The 15,939-nt window shown below is 44.4% G+C and carries 15 protein-coding genes; 12 read left to right on the top strand and 3 right to left on the bottom strand.

All coding sequences use genetic code 11. The features are described 5' to 3' along the window. The first annotated feature begins 61 nt into the window (after positions 1 to 61). The 9 genes from mvk to tig all read left to right on the top strand — a co-directional run bounded on the left by mvk (position 62) and on the right by tig (position 8,388). Positions 62 to 940 carry a mevalonate kinase gene (gene mvk / locus B7725_RS09225; RefSeq protein ID WP_084875838.1) on the top strand — a complete coding sequence of 293 codons (879 nt, stop codon included), beginning with the start codon at positions 62 to 64 and terminating at the stop codon, positions 938 to 940. Further along, the gene (gene mvaD / locus B7725_RS09220; RefSeq protein WP_084875836.1) at positions 922 to 1,875 is read left to right on the top strand and encodes a diphosphomevalonate decarboxylase; all 954 of its coding nucleotides are present in this window, start codon (positions 922 to 924) and stop codon (positions 1,873 to 1,875) included. Before mvk ends, mvaD begins: the two co-directional genes overlap by 19 nt. Beyond that, the gene (locus B7725_RS09215; RefSeq protein ID WP_084875835.1) at positions 1,862 to 2,869 is read left to right on the top strand and encodes a phosphomevalonate kinase; all 1,008 of its coding nucleotides are present in this window, start codon (positions 1,862 to 1,864) and stop codon (positions 2,867 to 2,869) included. The genes mvaD and B7725_RS09215 overlap by 14 nt, the downstream gene beginning before the upstream one ends. Next, positions 2,853 to 3,854 (top strand): type 2 isopentenyl-diphosphate Delta-isomerase, encoded by a 1,002-nt coding sequence (gene fni, locus B7725_RS09210; protein WP_084875833.1) that lies wholly within the window; start codon positions 2,853 to 2,855, stop codon positions 3,852 to 3,854. The genes B7725_RS09215 and fni overlap by 17 nt, the downstream gene beginning before the upstream one ends. 166 nt (positions 3,855 to 4,020) lie before the next feature. Continuing rightward, positions 4,021 to 4,719, top strand: a complete 699-nt coding sequence (liaF, locus tag B7725_RS09205; protein WP_084875831.1) for a cell wall-active antibiotics response protein LiaF — start codon at positions 4,021 to 4,023, stop codon at positions 4,717 to 4,719. Then, on the top strand, positions 4,716 to 5,711 hold the full coding sequence (locus B7725_RS09200) for an envelope stress sensor histidine kinase LiaS (protein ID WP_084875830.1): 996 nt from the start codon (positions 4,716 to 4,718) through the stop codon (positions 5,709 to 5,711). Before liaF ends, B7725_RS09200 begins: the two co-directional genes overlap by 4 nt. Positions 5,712 to 5,724: 13 nt before the next feature. After that, positions 5,725 to 6,357, top strand: a complete 633-nt coding sequence (locus B7725_RS09195) for a response regulator transcription factor (protein ID WP_084875828.1) — start codon at positions 5,725 to 5,727, stop codon at positions 6,355 to 6,357. Further along, a complete protein-coding gene (locus tag B7725_RS09190) occupies positions 6,358 to 7,014 on the top strand; it encodes a DNA alkylation repair protein (protein ID WP_084875826.1) in 657 nt (218 codons plus the stop codon). 90 nt (positions 7,015 to 7,104) lie between these two features. Beyond that, positions 7,105 to 8,388 carry a trigger factor gene (gene tig / locus B7725_RS09185; protein WP_000116506.1) on the top strand — a complete coding sequence of 428 codons (1,284 nt, stop codon included), beginning with the start codon at positions 7,105 to 7,107 and terminating at the stop codon, positions 8,386 to 8,388. Positions 8,389 to 8,435: 47 nt separating this feature from the next. Here tig and recD2 read toward each other — a convergent pair whose 3' ends face one another. The 3 genes from recD2 to rnhC form a co-directional block, all read right to left on the bottom strand. Then, on the bottom strand, positions 8,436 to 10,805 hold the full coding sequence (gene recD2 / locus B7725_RS09180; protein ID WP_084875825.1) for an SF1B family DNA helicase RecD2: 2,370 nt from the start codon (positions 10,803 to 10,805) through the stop codon (positions 8,436 to 8,438). A gap of 129 nt (positions 10,806 to 10,934) precedes the next feature. Next, positions 10,935 to 11,549, bottom strand: coding sequence for a signal peptidase I (lepB, locus tag B7725_RS09175; protein WP_084875823.1), 615 nt, complete (start codon positions 11,547 to 11,549; stop codon positions 10,935 to 10,937). A 3-nt stretch (positions 11,550 to 11,552) separates the two neighbouring features. Beyond that, on the bottom strand, positions 11,553 to 12,434 hold the full coding sequence (rnhC, locus tag B7725_RS09170; RefSeq protein WP_084875821.1) for a ribonuclease HIII: 882 nt from the start codon (positions 12,432 to 12,434) through the stop codon (positions 11,553 to 11,555). An 86-nt stretch (positions 12,435 to 12,520) separates the two neighbouring features. Here rnhC and zapA point away from each other — a divergent pair, with 86 nt between their 5' ends. From zapA to B7725_RS09155, 3 genes are all read left to right on the top strand, one after another. Next, a complete protein-coding gene (gene zapA, locus B7725_RS09165; protein ID WP_084875819.1) occupies positions 12,521 to 12,823 on the top strand; it encodes a cell division protein ZapA in 303 nt (100 codons plus the stop codon). Beyond that, the gene (locus B7725_RS09160) at positions 12,820 to 13,368 is read left to right on the top strand and encodes a CvpA family protein (RefSeq protein ID WP_084875817.1); all 549 of its coding nucleotides are present in this window, start codon (positions 12,820 to 12,822) and stop codon (positions 13,366 to 13,368) included. Before zapA ends, B7725_RS09160 begins: the two co-directional genes overlap by 4 nt. A gap of 113 nt (positions 13,369 to 13,481) precedes the next feature. Further along, positions 13,482 to 15,818 carry an endonuclease MutS2 gene (locus tag B7725_RS09155; protein ID WP_084875815.1) on the top strand — a complete coding sequence of 779 codons (2,337 nt, stop codon included), beginning with the start codon at positions 13,482 to 13,484 and terminating at the stop codon, positions 15,816 to 15,818. Positions 15,819 to 15,939 lie beyond the last annotated feature (121 nt).

The following is a 15,939-nucleotide window of genomic DNA, read 5'->3' as shown; positions in this document are numbered from 1 at the left end:
AGATAGGAGAAAATACTACTGTATGAAATGAGACGGTCTTTTCGTCTGGTTAAAGGAAAACATGACAAAAAAAGTTGGTGTCGGTCAGGCACATAGTAAGATTATTTTAATAGGAGAGCACGCTGTTGTATACGGCTATCCTGCCATTTCCCTGCCTCTCTTAGAGGTGGAAGTGACTTGTAAGGTGGTCCCTGCTGAAAGTCCGTGGCGTCTCTATGAGGAGGACACCCTGTCCATGGCGGTTTATGCTTCGCTGGAGTATTTGGATATCAAAGAAGCCTGCATTCGCTGTGTGATTGACTCGGCTATCCCTGAAAAACGGGGAATGGGTTCGTCAGCAGCTATCAGCATAGCAGCCATTCGAGCTGTTTTTGACTACTATCAAGCCGACCTGCCTCATGATATATTAGAAATCTTGGTCAATCGGGCGGAGATGATTGCTCATATGAATCCGAGTGGTTTGGATGCCAAGACCTGTCTCAGTGATCGACCTATTCGCTTTATTAAAAACGTTGGATTTACAGAGCTTGAGATGGATCTATCTGCCTATTTGGTGATTGCTGACACGGGCGTGTATGGTCACACTCGTGAAGCTATCCAAGTGGTTCAAAGTAAGGGTAAGGATGCTCTGCCGTTTTTGCATGCCTTGGGAGAATTGACCCAGCAGGCAGAAGATGCGATTAGACGAAAAGATGCTGAAAAACTGGGACAAATCCTCAGTCAAGCGCATTTACATTTAAAAGAAATTGGTGTCAGCAGCCCTGAGGCAGACTCCCTCGTTGAAACGGCTCTTAGCCATGGTGCTCTAGGTGCCAAGATGAGTGGTGGTGGGCTAGGAGGCTGTATCATAGCCTTGGCAACCAATTTGACACACGCTCAAGAACTAACAAAACGATTAGAAGAGAAAGGAGCTGTTCAGACATGGATCGAGAGCCTGTAACAGTACGTTCCTACGCAAATATTGCCATTATCAAATACTGGGGAAAGAAAAAAGAAAAAGAGATGGTTCCTGCTACTAGCAGCATCTCTCTGACGTTGGAAAACATGTACACAGAGACGACCTTGTCGCCTCTACCGAAGGATGCGACGGCTGATGCATTTTATATCAATGGTCAGTTACAAAATGATGCTGAACATACTAAGATGAGTAAGATTATTGACCGCTACCGTCCAGATGGTGGGGGCTTTGTCCGTATTGATACCCAAAACAATATGCCGACTGCGGCGGGCTTGTCCTCTAGTTCTAGTGGTTTGTCCGCCTTGGTCAAGGCTTGTAATGCTTATTTCCAGCTTGGTTTGAATCGGAGTCAGTTGGCGCAGGAGGCTAAGTTCGCTTCAGGTTCTTCCTCTCGCAGTTTTTATGGACCACTAGGTGCTTGGGATAAGGATAGTGGGGAGATTTACCCTGTAGAGACAGACTTGAAACTAGCTATGATTATGTTGGTGCTAGAGGACAAGAAAAAACCAATTTCTAGCCGTGATGGGATGAAACTCTGTGTGGAAACCTCGACGACTTTTGACGACTGGGTGCGTCAGTCTGAGAAGGACTATCAGGATATGCTGGTCTATCTCAAAGAGAATGATTTTGCCAAGGTTGGGGAATTAACGGAGAAAAACGCCCTTGCTATGCACGCTACGACAAAGACAGCATCGCCAGCCTTTTCATATCTGACGGATGCGACTTATGAAGCGATGGACTTTGTCCGTCAACTTCGCGAGCAAGGGGAGGCCTGCTACTTTACTATGGATGCTGGTCCCAATGTCAAGGTTCTCTGTCAGGAGAAAGACTTGGAGCATTTATCTGAAATCTTAGGTCAACGTTATCGCTTGATTGTGTCAAAAACAAAGGATTTGAGCCAAGATGATTGCTGTTAAGACTTGTGGAAAACTCTATTGGGCTGGTGAGTACGCCATTTTAGAATCAGGACAGTTGGCCTTGATAAAGGCGATACCTATCTATATGAGGGGGGAGATTGCCTTTTCTGATAGCTACCGTATCTATTCAGATCTGTTTGATTTCGCAGTGGACTTGACGCCAAATCCTGACTACAGCTTGATTCAAGAAACGATTTCTCTAGTGGAAGATTTTCTCACTTACCGTAGCAAGACCTTACGACCTTTTTCCTTGGAAATCCGTGGAAAAATGGAACGGGAAGGGAAAAAGTTTGGTCTGGGTTCTAGCGGTAGCGTCGTTGTCTTGGTGATCAAGGCCCTGCTGGCTCTATATGATATTACGGTTGATCCGGAACTCTTGTTCAAGCTGGCTAGCGCGGTCTTGCTCAAGCGAGGCGACAATGGTTCTATGGGAGACCTTGCCTGTATTGTGGCAGAAGATTTGGTTCTCTACCAGTCTTTTGATCGGAAGAAGATAGCTGCGTGTTTGGAAGAAGAAAACTTGGCAACAGTTTTGGAGCGTGATTGGGGCTTTTCTATCTCACAAGTAAAACCAGGCCTAGAATGTGATTTCCTAGTGGGATGGACCAAGCAAGTAGCTGTGTCTAGTGATATGGTCCAACAAATCAAACAAAACATAGACCAGAATTTTTTAACATCCTCAAAAGCAATGGTGTCTGCTTTGGTAGAAGCCTTGGAGCAGGGGAATGCAGAAAACATCATCGAGCAGGTGGAAACAGCCAGCCAGCTTTTAGAAGGCTTGAGCGCAGATATTTACACGCCTTCGCTTAGACAGTTGAAAGAAGCCAGTCAAGATTTGCAGGCTGTTGCCAAGAGTAGCGGCGCTGGTGGTGGTGACTGTGGCATTGCCTTGAGTTTTGATGTGCAATCAACTGAAACCATAAAAAATCGCTGGGCTGATCTGGGGATTGAGCTCTTATACCAAGAAAGGATAGGACATGACGACAAATCGTAAGGACGAGCATATCCGCTATGCCCTTGAGCAGAAAAGTTCCTATAATAGCTTTGATGAGGTGGAGTTGATTCATTCTTCCTTACCTCTTTATGATTTAGATGAAATTGATCTGTCGACAGAGTTTGCTGGTCGAAAGTGGGACTTTCCTTTTTATATCAATGCCATGACAGGTGGGAGCGAAAAAGGTAAAGAAATCAATCAAAAGCTAGCTCAGGTGGCAGAAGCTTGTGGGATTTTGTTTGTGACGGGTTCTTATAGCGCAGCCCTAAAAGATCCAACAGATGGCTCTTTTTCTGTCAAATCTAGCCATCCAAATCTCCTCCTTGGAACCAATATTGGATTGGACAAGCCTGTTGACCTAGGACTTCAGACTGTGCAAGCAATGGATCCTGTTCTCCTGCAGGTGCATGTCAATGTCATGCAGGAATTGCTAATGCCCGAGGGAGAAAGGAAGTTCAGAAGCTGGCAATCGCATCTAGCAGATTATAGCAAGCGCATCCCTGTTCCTCTTGTTTTAAAAGAAGTCGGTTTTGGCATGGATGCCAAGACCATCGGGAGAGCCTATGAACTGGGTGTTCGAACCTTTGACCTGTCAGGTCGTGGTGGTACCAGTTTTGCCTACATTGAAAACCGTCGTAGTGGTCAGCGTGACTACCTCAATCAATGGGGACAATCTACCATGCAAGCCCTTCTCAATGCCCAAGGCTGGAAAGACAAGGTCGAACTCTTGGTCAGTGGAGGTGTTCGGAACCCGCTTGATATGATTAAGTGCCTGGTCTTTGGAGCCAAGGCTGTGGGACTGTCACGTACCGTTCTAGAGTTGATTGAAACCTATTCCGTCGAAGAGGTGATTGGCATTGTCCAAGGCTGGAAAGACGATCTGCGTTTGATCATGTGTGCCCTTAACTGTGCCACCATAGCGGATTTGCAAAACGTAGACTATATTCTTTATGGCAAACTCAAAGAAGCAAAAGATCAGATGTAGAGAGGTCGGGACAAGAATCCCGCCCTTTTTTGTAGCCTTTTGTCAACTGTAGTGAGTTGATGAAACCAAGCTTCTAAGAGCGATTTCTGTCCCATCTCCTTTTTCCATCCTCAGACCGAGGTGACTTTTTTGAATTGTGATAAAATAGAAGGGAGAGGATGCGTCTATGAAAAAATTTCAAATCTTTTTATTTATTGAAGCCTGTCTATTGACGGGAGCTCTGATTTTGATGGTATCAGAGCATTTTTCGCGTTTTCTGCTGATTCTATTCCTCTTCTTGCTCTTGCTCCGCTATTATACAGGTAAAGAAGGCAACAATGTTTTCCTCCTTATGGCGACTATTCTTTTCTTTTTCATCGTCATGCTCAACCCCTTCGTGATATTAGCTATCTTTGTAGCGGTCATATACAGTCTCTTTCTTCTCTATCCGATGATGAATCAAGAAAGAGAGGAGACCGACTTGGTCTTTGAAGAGGTGGTAACGGTTAAAAATGAACGCAATCCTTGGTTTGGCAATCTCCATCATTTCTCTAGCCACCAGACCTGCCAATTTGACGATATCAATCTCTTTCGCCTCATGGGCAAGGATACCATTCATTTGGAAAGAGTTATCCTAACCAATCATGACAATGTCATTATCCTTAGAAAGATGGTCGGAACGACTAGGATTATCGTACCTGTTGATGTGGAAATCAGCCTCAGTGTTAACTGCCTCTATGGAGATTTAACTTTCCTCCATCAACCCAAGCGAGCCCTTCGTAATGAACATTATCATCAGGAAACCAGGGACTATCTAAAGAGTAACAAGAGCGTCAAAATTTTCCTAACTACTATGGTTGGCGATGTGGAGGTGGTCAGAGGATGAAAAAGCAATCGTACCTATTAATCGGGCTGACTTCACTCCTCTTTATTCTCTTTTTGGCTAATAGTCTGCTTGATATTCTAAATCTTGATTGGTCCTATTTGCTACAGGATATCGAGAAAACAGAGAAACTCATCTTCTTGATTTTGGTCTTTAGCCTTTCCATGACCTTCTTTTTTGTCCTTTTTTGGCGCGTGATGGAAGAAATTTCTCGCAGAAAAATGCAGGTTAATCTCAAGCGGCTCCTAGCAGGAAAAGAGGTGGTTGCCTTTGCAGATCCAGATTTGGATGCCAGTTTTAATTCCTTGTCTGGCAAGCTTAACCTCTTGACAGAGGCTGTTCAAAAGGCTGAAAATCAAGGCCTGGTCAAGGAAGAAGCAATCATCGAGAAAGAACGGAAGCGGATAGCACGTGACTTGCACGATACGGTTAGTCAGGAGTTGTTTGCGGCCCATATGATTTTATCAGGTGTCAGCCAGCAGGCTTTGAAGCTGGATAGAGAAAAGATGCAGACCCAGTTGCAAAGTGTTGCAGCCATTCTCGAAACAGCCCAGAAAGATTTGCGGGTCTTGCTCCTACATTTGCGACCTGTTGAGTTGGAAGAGAAGAGTTTGATTGAGGGGATTCAAATCCTCTTAAAAGAGCTTGAGGACAAGAGTGATCTCAAGGTAAGCCTCAAGCAAAATGTGTCTAAATTGCCTAAGAAGATTGAAGAACATATCTTCCGTATTTTACAGGAATTGATCAGCAATACCCTCCGCCATGCCCAGGCATCTTGCCTAGATGTCTACCTCTATCAGACAGAGGTAGAATTGCAGCTGAAGGTGGTGGACAATGGGATTGGCTTCCAGTTAGGAAGTTTAGATGACTTGAGTTATGGACTGCGAAACATCAAGGAGCGGGTTGAAGATATGGCAGGAACGGTTCAACTTTTGACAGCACCTAAGCAAGGACTGGCGGTTGATATCCGTATTCCCCTGCTAGACAAGGAATGATAAAGGAGTAGAGATGAAAATTTTACTGGTAGATGACCATGAAATGGTCCGATTGGGCTTGAAGAGCTATTTTGATCTCCAAGACGATGTGGAAGTTGTGGGCGAGGCTGCCAATGGGTCTCAAGGTATTGACTTGGCCTTGGAACTGCGCCCAGATGTCATTGTCATGGATATTGTCATGCCTGAGATGAACGGGATTGATGCTACCTTGGTCATCCTCAAAGAATGGCCTGAAGCCAAGATATTGATTGTGACCTCTTACTTGGACAATGAAAAAATCATGCCGGTCTTGAATGCTGGTGCCAAAGGCTATATGCTTAAGACTTCAAGTGCAGATGAATTGCTCCATGCTGTCCGTAAGGTGGCTGCTGGCGAGCTGGCCATTGAACAAGAGGTCAGCAAGAAGGTTGAATACCACCGTAATCATATGGAGCTTCATGAGGAGCTGACTGCGCGTGAGCGAGACGTACTTCAACTCATCGCCAAGGGCTACGAAAATCAACGCATTGCAGATGAACTCTTTATCTCTCTCAAGACGGTCAAGACCCATGTGTCCAACATCCTTGCCAAGCTTGAGGTCAGCGATCGCACTCAGGCGGCGGTCTATGCCTTTCAGCACCACTTGGTCGGGCAGGAGGACTTTTAGATGAGTCTTGCAGATTTACTTGAGGAGCTAGAAGCAGCAAAAGACCCTGAAAAAGCAGGGCCTATGGAAGCCTATATGCGCCATCAATTTCCCTTTCTAGGTATTGCAGGTCCTGAAAGAAATGCCCTCTATAAAAAGTATTTTCCAGAAGCGAAAAAAACAAGAGTTATTGACTGGGATTTTGTAGATATCTGCTGGGAAAAGGAGCCTAGAGAATACCAATATGTAGCTGCCAACTATTTGAAAGCCATGCAGTCTTATCTAACGAAGGATGATTTGCCTAAACTTGAGCGTCTGGTCGTGACCAAGTCTTGGTGGGACACGGTAGATATCCTAGATCGAGTAGTAGGAAGTCTGGTGTCCAACCACCCGGAACTTGAAGAAATGCTTTTAAAATGGAGCCTCTCAGACAATATCTGGCTGAGACGAGTTGCTATTGATCACCAGTTGTTAAGAAAAGAGAAGACAAATGTCCAACTGATGGAAAAGATTCTGCTCAACAATCTGGACCAGACAGAATTTTTTATCAACAAAGCCATCGGCTGGGCTCTAAGAGACTACTCTAAAACCAATCCTGAATGGGTAGCACGTTTTATTGAAAAAAATAAGAAGAGAATGTCTGAACTTATTATCAGAGAAGCGAGCAAGTACCTCTAGCACTATTGAAAAGCGCATTCATTACTTGAAAAAAGTCGCTATCATATGGTATAATGGACTGTATTAAAAATTTTAAGGAGAAATGACAGAATGTCTGTATCATTTGAAAACAAAGAAACAAACCGTGGTGTCTTGACTTTCACTATCTCTCAAGACCAAATCAAACCAGAATTGGACCGTGTATTTAACTCAGTAAAGAAAACTCTTAACGTTCCTGGTTTCCGTAAAGGTCACCTTCCACGCCCTATCTTCGACCAAAAATTTGGTGAAGAAGCTCTTTATCAAGATGCAATGAACGCACTTTTGCCAAACGCTTATGAAGCTGCAGTAAAAGAAGCTGGTCTTGAAGTGGTTGCGCAACCAAAAATTGACGTAACTTCAATGGAAAAAGGTCAAGACTGGGTTATCACTGCTGAAGTCGTGACAAAACCTGAAGTAAAATTGGGCGACTACAAAAACCTTGAAGTATCAGTTGATGTAGAAAAAGAAGTGACAGACGCTGACGTTGAAGAACGTATCGAACGCGAACGCAACAACTTGGCTGAATTGGTTATCAAAGAAGGCGCTGCTGAAAATGGCGACACTGTTGTTATTGACTTCGTTGGTTCTATCGACGGTGTTGAATTTGACGGTGGAAAAGGTGAAAACTTCTCACTTGGACTTGGATCAGGTCAATTCATCCCTGGTTTCGAAGACCAATTGGTTGGACACTCAGCTGGCGAAACTGTTGATGTTGTTGTAACATTCCCAGAAGACTACCAAGCAGAAGACCTTGCAGGTAAAGAAGCTAAATTCGTGACAACTATCCACGAAGTAAAAGCTAAAGAAGTTCCAGCTCTTGATGATGAACTTGCAAAAGATATCGACGAAGAAGTGGAAACTCTTGACGAATTGAAAGAAAAATACCGCAAAGAATTGACTGCTGCGAAAGAAGAAGCATACAAAGATGCCGTTGAAGGTGCAGCAATCGATAAAGCTGTAGAAAACGCTGAAATCGTAGAACTTCCAGAAGAAATGATCCATGAAGAAGTTCACCGTTCAGTAAATGAATTCCTTGGAAACTTGCAACGTCAAGGGATCAACCCTGACATGTACTTCCAAATCACTGGAACTACTCAAGAAGACCTTCACAAACAATACGAAGCAGAAGCTGAGTCACGTACGAAGACTAACCTTGTTATCGAAGCAGTTGCCAAAGCTGAAGGATTTGACGCTTCAGAAGAAGAAATCCAAAAAGAAATTGAGCAATTGGCAGCAGACTACAACATGGAAGTGGCTCAAGTACAAAACTTGCTTTCAGCTGACATGTTGAAACACGATATCACTATCAAAAAAGCTGTTGAATTGATCACAAGCACTGCAACAGTAAAATAATCTTAAAAGAGAAAAAGCCCACCTGACTAGGTGGGCTTTTTGCTTGTCTATTTTCCAAAAATCTCTTTGAGGTCTGCATCTGTAATCCCGATCATGGCTGGAATACTAGACCAGTTTTCCTCGGTGAGGATGTGGGATTGTTCAGAGTCACTTGATGTGGCAGTTTCAGAGAAGGCTTGTTTGCTTTCTTCAATTTTATTTTCAATTAAATCACTGAAACGCTCAGTCAGATAGGTCTTGCGGGCAGTCCCGATATGCTTGACTGCATAGTCAAAGGCCTGTAATTCACCAAGAAGGATGAGCTTGCTCTTGGCCCGTGTGATAGCTGTGTAGATGAGATTTCGCTCCAGCATGCGCTTGCTAGCACTGGTGATGGGCAGGATGACAACAGGAAACTCACTTCCCTGAGACTTATGAATACTCATGGCATAGGCTAGTCGAATCTTGTACCATTCGTTGCGTGGATAGATGACCTCATTGCCATCAAAATCAATGACAATCTCGTCTTGTTTGGACTCGGTGTATTTTCCAGGAATCAGGTCTGTGATGTAGCCTAGGTCTCCGTTAAAGACATTGACTTCGGCATCGTTGACTAGGTGAATGACCTTGTCCCCTGTTCGATAGTGACACTGAGTTGCTTCAAAGCTAACTTGCCTCTTTTGCTGAGGATTGAGCAGGTCTTGCATGAGTTGGTTGATGGCGTCAATGCCAGCAGTTCCTCGATACATAGGCGCTAACACCTGAATATCATGAGCCGGAATGCCACTTCTGAGGGCAGCACCGAGGATTTTCTCAATGGTAGCTGGGATATGGCCACTAGCGATTTCAAAGTAGGAGCGATCAGCTTTTTTCTGGGTGAAATCTGCTGGCAAGATGCCTTGTCGAATCTGGCTAGCTAAGGTGACGATAGTTGATTCTTCACTCTGACGATAAATCCGTTCCAAGCGCGTCTGCGGAATCAGAGGTATCTGGAGCAGGTCAGCCAGGACTTGTCCAGGACTAACAGAAGGTAACTGGTCGCTATCACCCACGATGAGAATTTTGCTGTTAGAGGAGATATTGGAGAAGAGTTGGTTGGCTAGCCAAGTGTCCACCATAGAAAACTCGTCCACGATGATGAAGTCGGCATCCAGATAATCTTCCAGATGGCTGGTATCATCGTCACCCGTCATTCCCAAATGGCGGTGTATAGTAGCGCTAGGCAAACCTGTCAATTCATTCATGCGCCGAGCCGCTCGACCAGTTGGTGCAGCGAGAAGAATCGGCAGGTTGCTTTTTTTCCTGAGGTCAAGTCCTTCTAAGAGTGCATAAACAGTGATAATTCCATTGATAACAGTCGTCTTACCTGTACCAGGCCCACCTGTTAGGATAAAGACCTTGTTCTGGATAGCGTCGCAGATAGCTTGTTTTTGAATAGTATCGTACTGAATCCCAAGTTCTTGCTCGACAGTAGAGATATGCTTGTGAATGGTTTCCAAATCCTGACTTTTCTGCTTTTCTTTTTCAAGGATACGAACCAAGTGACTGCGGATGCCTTCTTCGGCGAAAAAGAGGCTGTTATCAAAGATTTTGGTATCAATCTGCTGAACCTTATCTTCTTCAATCAGATGAGATAATTCCTGAGCTACTTGGCTGGGATCGAGTTCCACGGGGCGAGAAGATTCAAGGAGAGTCAGGGTTTGTTCCAGCAAATCTCGGGCTTCCATATAGGTATCGCCCGTATCCATACATCCCTGAAAAAGACTATGGACAAGGCCAGCACGGAAGCGTTCAGGAGCTTGACTTTCGATGCCTAGTTCGGCAGCTAATTGGTCAGCAATGGTAAAACCCAAGCCCTTGATATCTTCAACCAGTTGGTAGGGATAATTTTCAACCACATCCAGTGTTTCTTCCTTGTAAAAGTCTTGAATCTGAAAGGCTAGTTTATTGGGAATCCCGTAGTTGGCTAGTTTGGCTAAGACCATTTCTGTCCCATAGTTGAGACGGAGGGTGGAGACAAAAGCCTCACGGTTTTTGGCAGAGAGTCCAGCAATGCTTTCCAGCTTTTCAGGATGCTCCAGAATTTCGTCTATGGTATTGTCACCATAGCTATCAACGATTTTTTGGGCCGTTTTGAGACCAATCCCCTTGAAATGACTGCTAGAAAAGTATTTGACTAGCCCATTCTTAGTGGGTTTTGCTCGCTCATAACGACTGATCTGTAGCTGTTCCCCATACTTGGAGTGCTGAACGATTTGTCCCCAAAAAGTATAGTCTTCACCCTCGATCACGTCCGCCATGGTTCCGGTAACGATGATTTCAAAATCGTCAAAGTCCTCCGCATCGGTATCTTCGATATCTAGGAGGAGAATGCGATAAAAATTACTGGGATTTTCAAAAATAATACGTTCAATGGTGCCTGAAAAATAAACTTCCATAGGTTTCCTTTACATGAGTTCATGAGAGTTTAATCCTTAGTTTCTTTCAACAAACTAGGAGACTAAAAGGCCTTCTTCTCGCAATAGAAAAAGAGACTGAGACTTAGCATTCTCGGCCTCTTCCTTATCTTAAAAAGTTCCGATACGGTTAAGTGGCCAGAAACGGAATTTTGCTTCGCCCTTGATATCGCTGGCCTTGAAGGTACCGACATGGCGGCTGTCGCTAGAGACTAGACGATCGTCACCAAGGAGAAGGTATTCGCCTTGAGGGACAGTAAAGCTGAAGCTGGTATTGGAATTGACATCAACTGTAAAAGCCTGTGCCTTTTGAGCAAGTTCTCTAAAGTAAACTCCCTTATTGCCTTCAAATCCTTTGCCAGTATAGGTGTTTTGCAACTTTTCTGTTTTGAACAAGTTGAGATATTCAGCTAGGTAGGGTTCATCCGTTTCTTCATCGTTGATAAAGAGTTTGTCATTTTCGTAGCGGATGGTATCTCCAGGCATGCCGATGACCCTTTTGACAATGTCTTTATTTCCGTCTTCCTCATGCGCAACCACGATATCGAAGCGGTCAATTGGGAGGTGTTTAACAACGAAGAGAACCTCTCCGTCGGCCAGGGTAGGATCCATAGAGTGCCCCTCCACACGGACATTGCTCCAAAGGAAGATACGGCTAAGGCCGACCAGCGCAATAATCAGGAAGAAAACTCCCCATTCTTTTAGAAATGTTTTAAACAAATTCATAACTCACCTTTCTAGAAGTGCTTTGGCTTTTTCAGTGTTTTTAAAATGTAGTTTGGCACAGAAATGAAGTCCTTTCATGCCATAGGCCTGCAGGATTTTACTGGCAACCTTATCAGATGCAGTTCCAGCGCCACTTGGCAGTTGATAGCCTAGTTCTCGTCCAAGATTTTCCAAGTTCTCAAGGAAGAGATCCCGCGCGATGATGGAGCTAACGGCAACAGCCAGGTATTTGCCCTCGGCTTTTTCTTCTAAGCTAATTTTGTTTGGAAAACGGTTGGCTTCTTGCGCCAAGTACTTGTCATAGTTTTTAGGACTTGTAAAAGCATCAATCACGATTTTCTCTGGCTGGACTCCTTTTTGAAGGAGGAGAAAGATAGCCTGGTTGTGAAGGGCAACCTTTACAGAAACAGCATTGTAACGCTCTCCAATAACTTCGTTATACTTGCTAGGTGAGAGGAGGAGCGCTTGGTGCTGGATTTTTTCCTTGAGGATAGGGGCAATCTGACGAATCTTTTGGTCTGTCAGAGTCTTGGAATCCCCCACACCGAGTTTTCGCAAGAAGTCATGCTGGTCAGGTGTCACGAAGGAAGCCACGACAGCTAGCCCACCAAAGTAGGAACCATTTCCCACCTCATCAGTCCCAATCATAGGAAAATTTTGTCCACTGTTTTCTTGTTGAACTTGGTAGCCAAAGAAACTGGCGTATTGCTCAGCAGCTTCGCCTTGCAGGAGGACTTTTCCTGAAGTATAGATGGAAACAGTCGCCTGAGGGAAGCGCAAAAAATAGCGGATATAGGGATTTTTACTAGGAGCGAGAGCTTTCTGATATTGAGTTAAAAAGCTCTGAATTTCCTGTTCACTTGGTGTGAGTGTGATACTTGCCATAGTCTCTATTGTACCACAAAAGCAGGAGAATTGGTAAAAACTGACAAAGTTAGCGAAATTTGGTATAATATCGTGAGGTGAATTTTATGGCAAATCTAAATCGATATAAGTTTACATTCGGGAAAAAGACATTAACCTTGACAACCGAGCATGACAACCTCTTTATGGAGGAAATTGCCAAGGTTGCGACTGAAAAATACCAAGCAATTAAAGAACAAATGCCTGGGGCGGATGATGAAACCATTGCGCTTCTTTTGGCGGTCAACTGTCTGTCTACACAGCTCAATCGTGAAATTGAATTTGATGACAAGGAACAAGAGTTGTTAGAACTCCGCCACAAGTTAATTGCTGCCAAACAAGAACAGAGCAAGATTGAGGATTCCCTATGATTTCAATCCTACTCTTATTGGTTCTTGCTTGGGGCTTTTACATCGGTTACCGTAGAGGTTTGGTGCTGCAAGTTTATTATTTCATCGTTGCAGTGATTTCAGCCTTTGTTGCGGGACAGTTTTATAAATCACTGGGAGAACACTTCCACTTACTTATCCCTTATGCCAATCCTCAGGAAGGACAGGGCACCTTTTTCTTCCCTTCAGACCAACTGTTTCATCTAGATAAGGTCTTTTATGCGGGTCTAGCCTATCTTTTAGTTTTTGGAATTTGTTACAGTATCGGACGTTTTATCGGTTTGTTCCTACACTTGATTCCAACTAAAAAGCTTGATGTTAAATGGTTGCGTATGGGAGCAGGCGTTTTGTCTCTATTGGTAACCTTATTTGTCTTGCAAATGGCTCTGACCATTCTCGCAACAGTGCCTCTGGCAGTCATTCAAAATTCACTCGAAAAAAGTATAGTAGCCAAACATATCATCCAAAGTGTCCCTTTTACGACAAACCTTATCAAACAACTTTGGGTGACAAATTTAATCGGATAAAAAGGGCGGGATTTTTCCTAGCCCTTTGTTTACAGATTGGACGACTAGGGTTAGATAAAGTCCAAAAATTTCTAGGCGCTACGGTCTTGTAAACAAGCATACAAGGAAAGAATATGAATACAAAAATACTAGAAACATTAGAATTTAATAAAATCAAGGCCTTGTTTGAACCGCATCTCCTGACAGAACAAGGCCTAGAGGAGCTAAAAGGCTTGGCTCCAACTGCCAAGGCGGATAAGATCAAACAAGCCTTTACAGAGATGGAGGAAATGCAAGCCCTATTTGTGGAGCAACCTCACTTTACCATCCTAGCGACGCGTGAGATATCAGCTGTTTGCAAGCGTCTGGAGATGGGGGCGGACCTCAATATCGAGGAGTTCTTGCTCCTCAAACGGGTCTTGCTGGCTAGCAGAGAGTTGCAAGGATTTTATACCAATCTCGAAAACGTACGCTTGGAGCAGTTGGCGAGATGGTTTGAAAAACTGCATGAGTTCCCACACTTGCAAGGGAGTCTTCAATCTCTAAATGATGTAGGATTTATCGAAAATTTCGCCAGTGAAGAGCTAGCACGCATTCGCCGGAAAATCCATGATAGCGAGAGTCAAGTTCGAGATGTCTTGCAAGACTTACTTAAACAAAAATCTCAGATGTTGACGGAAGGCATTATCGCTAGCAGAAATGGCCGTCAAGTCTTACCAGTCAAGAACACCTATCGCAACAAGATTGCGGGTGTTGTCCATGACATCTCTGCCAGTGGAAACACGGTCTATATCGAACCCCGTGAAGTGGTCAAGCTGAGCGAAGAAATCGCTAGTCTGCGAGCAGACGAACGCTATGAGATGATCCGCATCCTGCAGGAGCTCTCAGAACGGGTCCGCCCTCATGCTGCAGAGATTGCTAATGACGCATGGATTATCGGCCATTTAGACTTGATTCGTGCCAAGGTGCGTTTCATCCAAGAAAGACAAGCAGTTGTTCCTCAGCTTTCAGAGAACCAAGAGATTCAACTCCTTCATGTTCGCCATCCTTTGGTCAAAAATGCTGTTGCAAACGATGTACACTTTGGTAAGGAATTAACAGCTATTGTCATTACAGGTCCCAATACAGGTGGGAAGACCATCATGCTCAAAACCCTGGGCTTGACCCAACTCATGGCCCAGTCAGGATTGCCCATTCTAGCTGATAAGGGGAGCCGTGTCGGTATTTTCGAGGAAATCTTCGCGGATATTGGCGATGAACAGTCTATTGAGCAGAGCTTGTCTACCTTCTCCAGCCACATGACCAATATCGTAGATATTCTTGGCAAGGTCAATCAGCACTCGCTCTTATTGCTAGATGAGCTCGGGGCTGGTACAGATCCTCAAGAGGGAGCCGCCCTTGCTATGGCTATTCTGGAGGATCTTCGTCTGCGTCAGGTCAAGACTATGGCTACGACCCACTATCCAGAACTCAAGGCTTATGGTATCGAGACAGCTTTTGTGCAAAATGCCAGCATGGAGTTTGATACAGCCAGCTTGCGTCCGACCTATCGCTTTATGCAGGGAGTTCCTGGTCGAAGCAATGCCTTTGAAATTGCCAAACGTCTGGGCTTGTCAGATGTCATCGTAGGAGATGCCAGCCAGCAGGTCAATCAAGATAATGATGTCAATCGCATCATTGAACAATTAGAAGAGCAAACGCTTGAAAGTCGCAAACGCTTGGACAATATCCGTGAGGTCGAGCAAGAGAATCTCAAGATGAATCGAGCACTCAAAAAACTCTACAACGAACTCAATCGTGAAAAGGAAACTGAGCTCAACAAGGCGCGTGAACAGGCTGCCGAGATTGTGGAACTTGCTCTAAGTGAGAGTGACCAGATTCTCAAGAACCTCCATAGTAAGTCTCAACTCAAACCCCATGAAATCATTGAAGCCAAGGCTGAGCTGAAGAAATTGGCCCCTGAAAAAGTCGACTTGTCTAAAAACAAGGTCCTTCAAAAGGCCAAGAAAAAACGAGCTCCAAAGGTGGGAGATGACATTGTGGTTCTCAGTTATGGCCAACGTGGAACCTTGACCAATCAACTTAAGGACGGCCGTTGGGAAGCCCAAGTTGGTTTGATCAAGATGACCTTGGAAGAGAAAGAATTTGATCTTGTTCAGGCTCAACAAGAAGCCCCAGTCAAGAAAAAACAAGTCAATGTCGTCAAACGAGCTTCTGGTCGTGGTCCGCAAGCCAGACTGGATCTCCGAGGCAAACGGTACGAAGAAGCCATGAATGAGCTGGACGCCTTTATTGACCAAGCCCTGCTCAATAACATGGCGCAAGTCGACATCATCCATGGTATCGGAACGGGAGTCATACGTGAAGGAGTCACCAAATACCTACAAAGAAACAAGCATGTTAAGAGTTTCGGCTATGCTCCACAAAATGCTGGCGGCAGTGGCGCCACCATTGTAACCTTTAAAGGATAGAGAGAAGAAGGATTCACTCTTTCTGAAAAAAGAAATGAAAAGTCAAAAATTTTTATAGAATATATTGACAAAGGCTAACTTTTCTTGTAGAATAATAAAAAATAAAATACCAACACCGAAT

The sequence above is a fragment of the Streptococcus oralis subsp. tigurinus genome, assembly GCF_002096275.1.
Lineage (GTDB): Bacteria > Bacillota > Bacilli > Lactobacillales > Streptococcaceae > Streptococcus > Streptococcus oralis_CN.
Note: the sequence above shows the minus strand (reverse complement) of the source record. Positions and strands in the feature narration are given on the sequence as shown.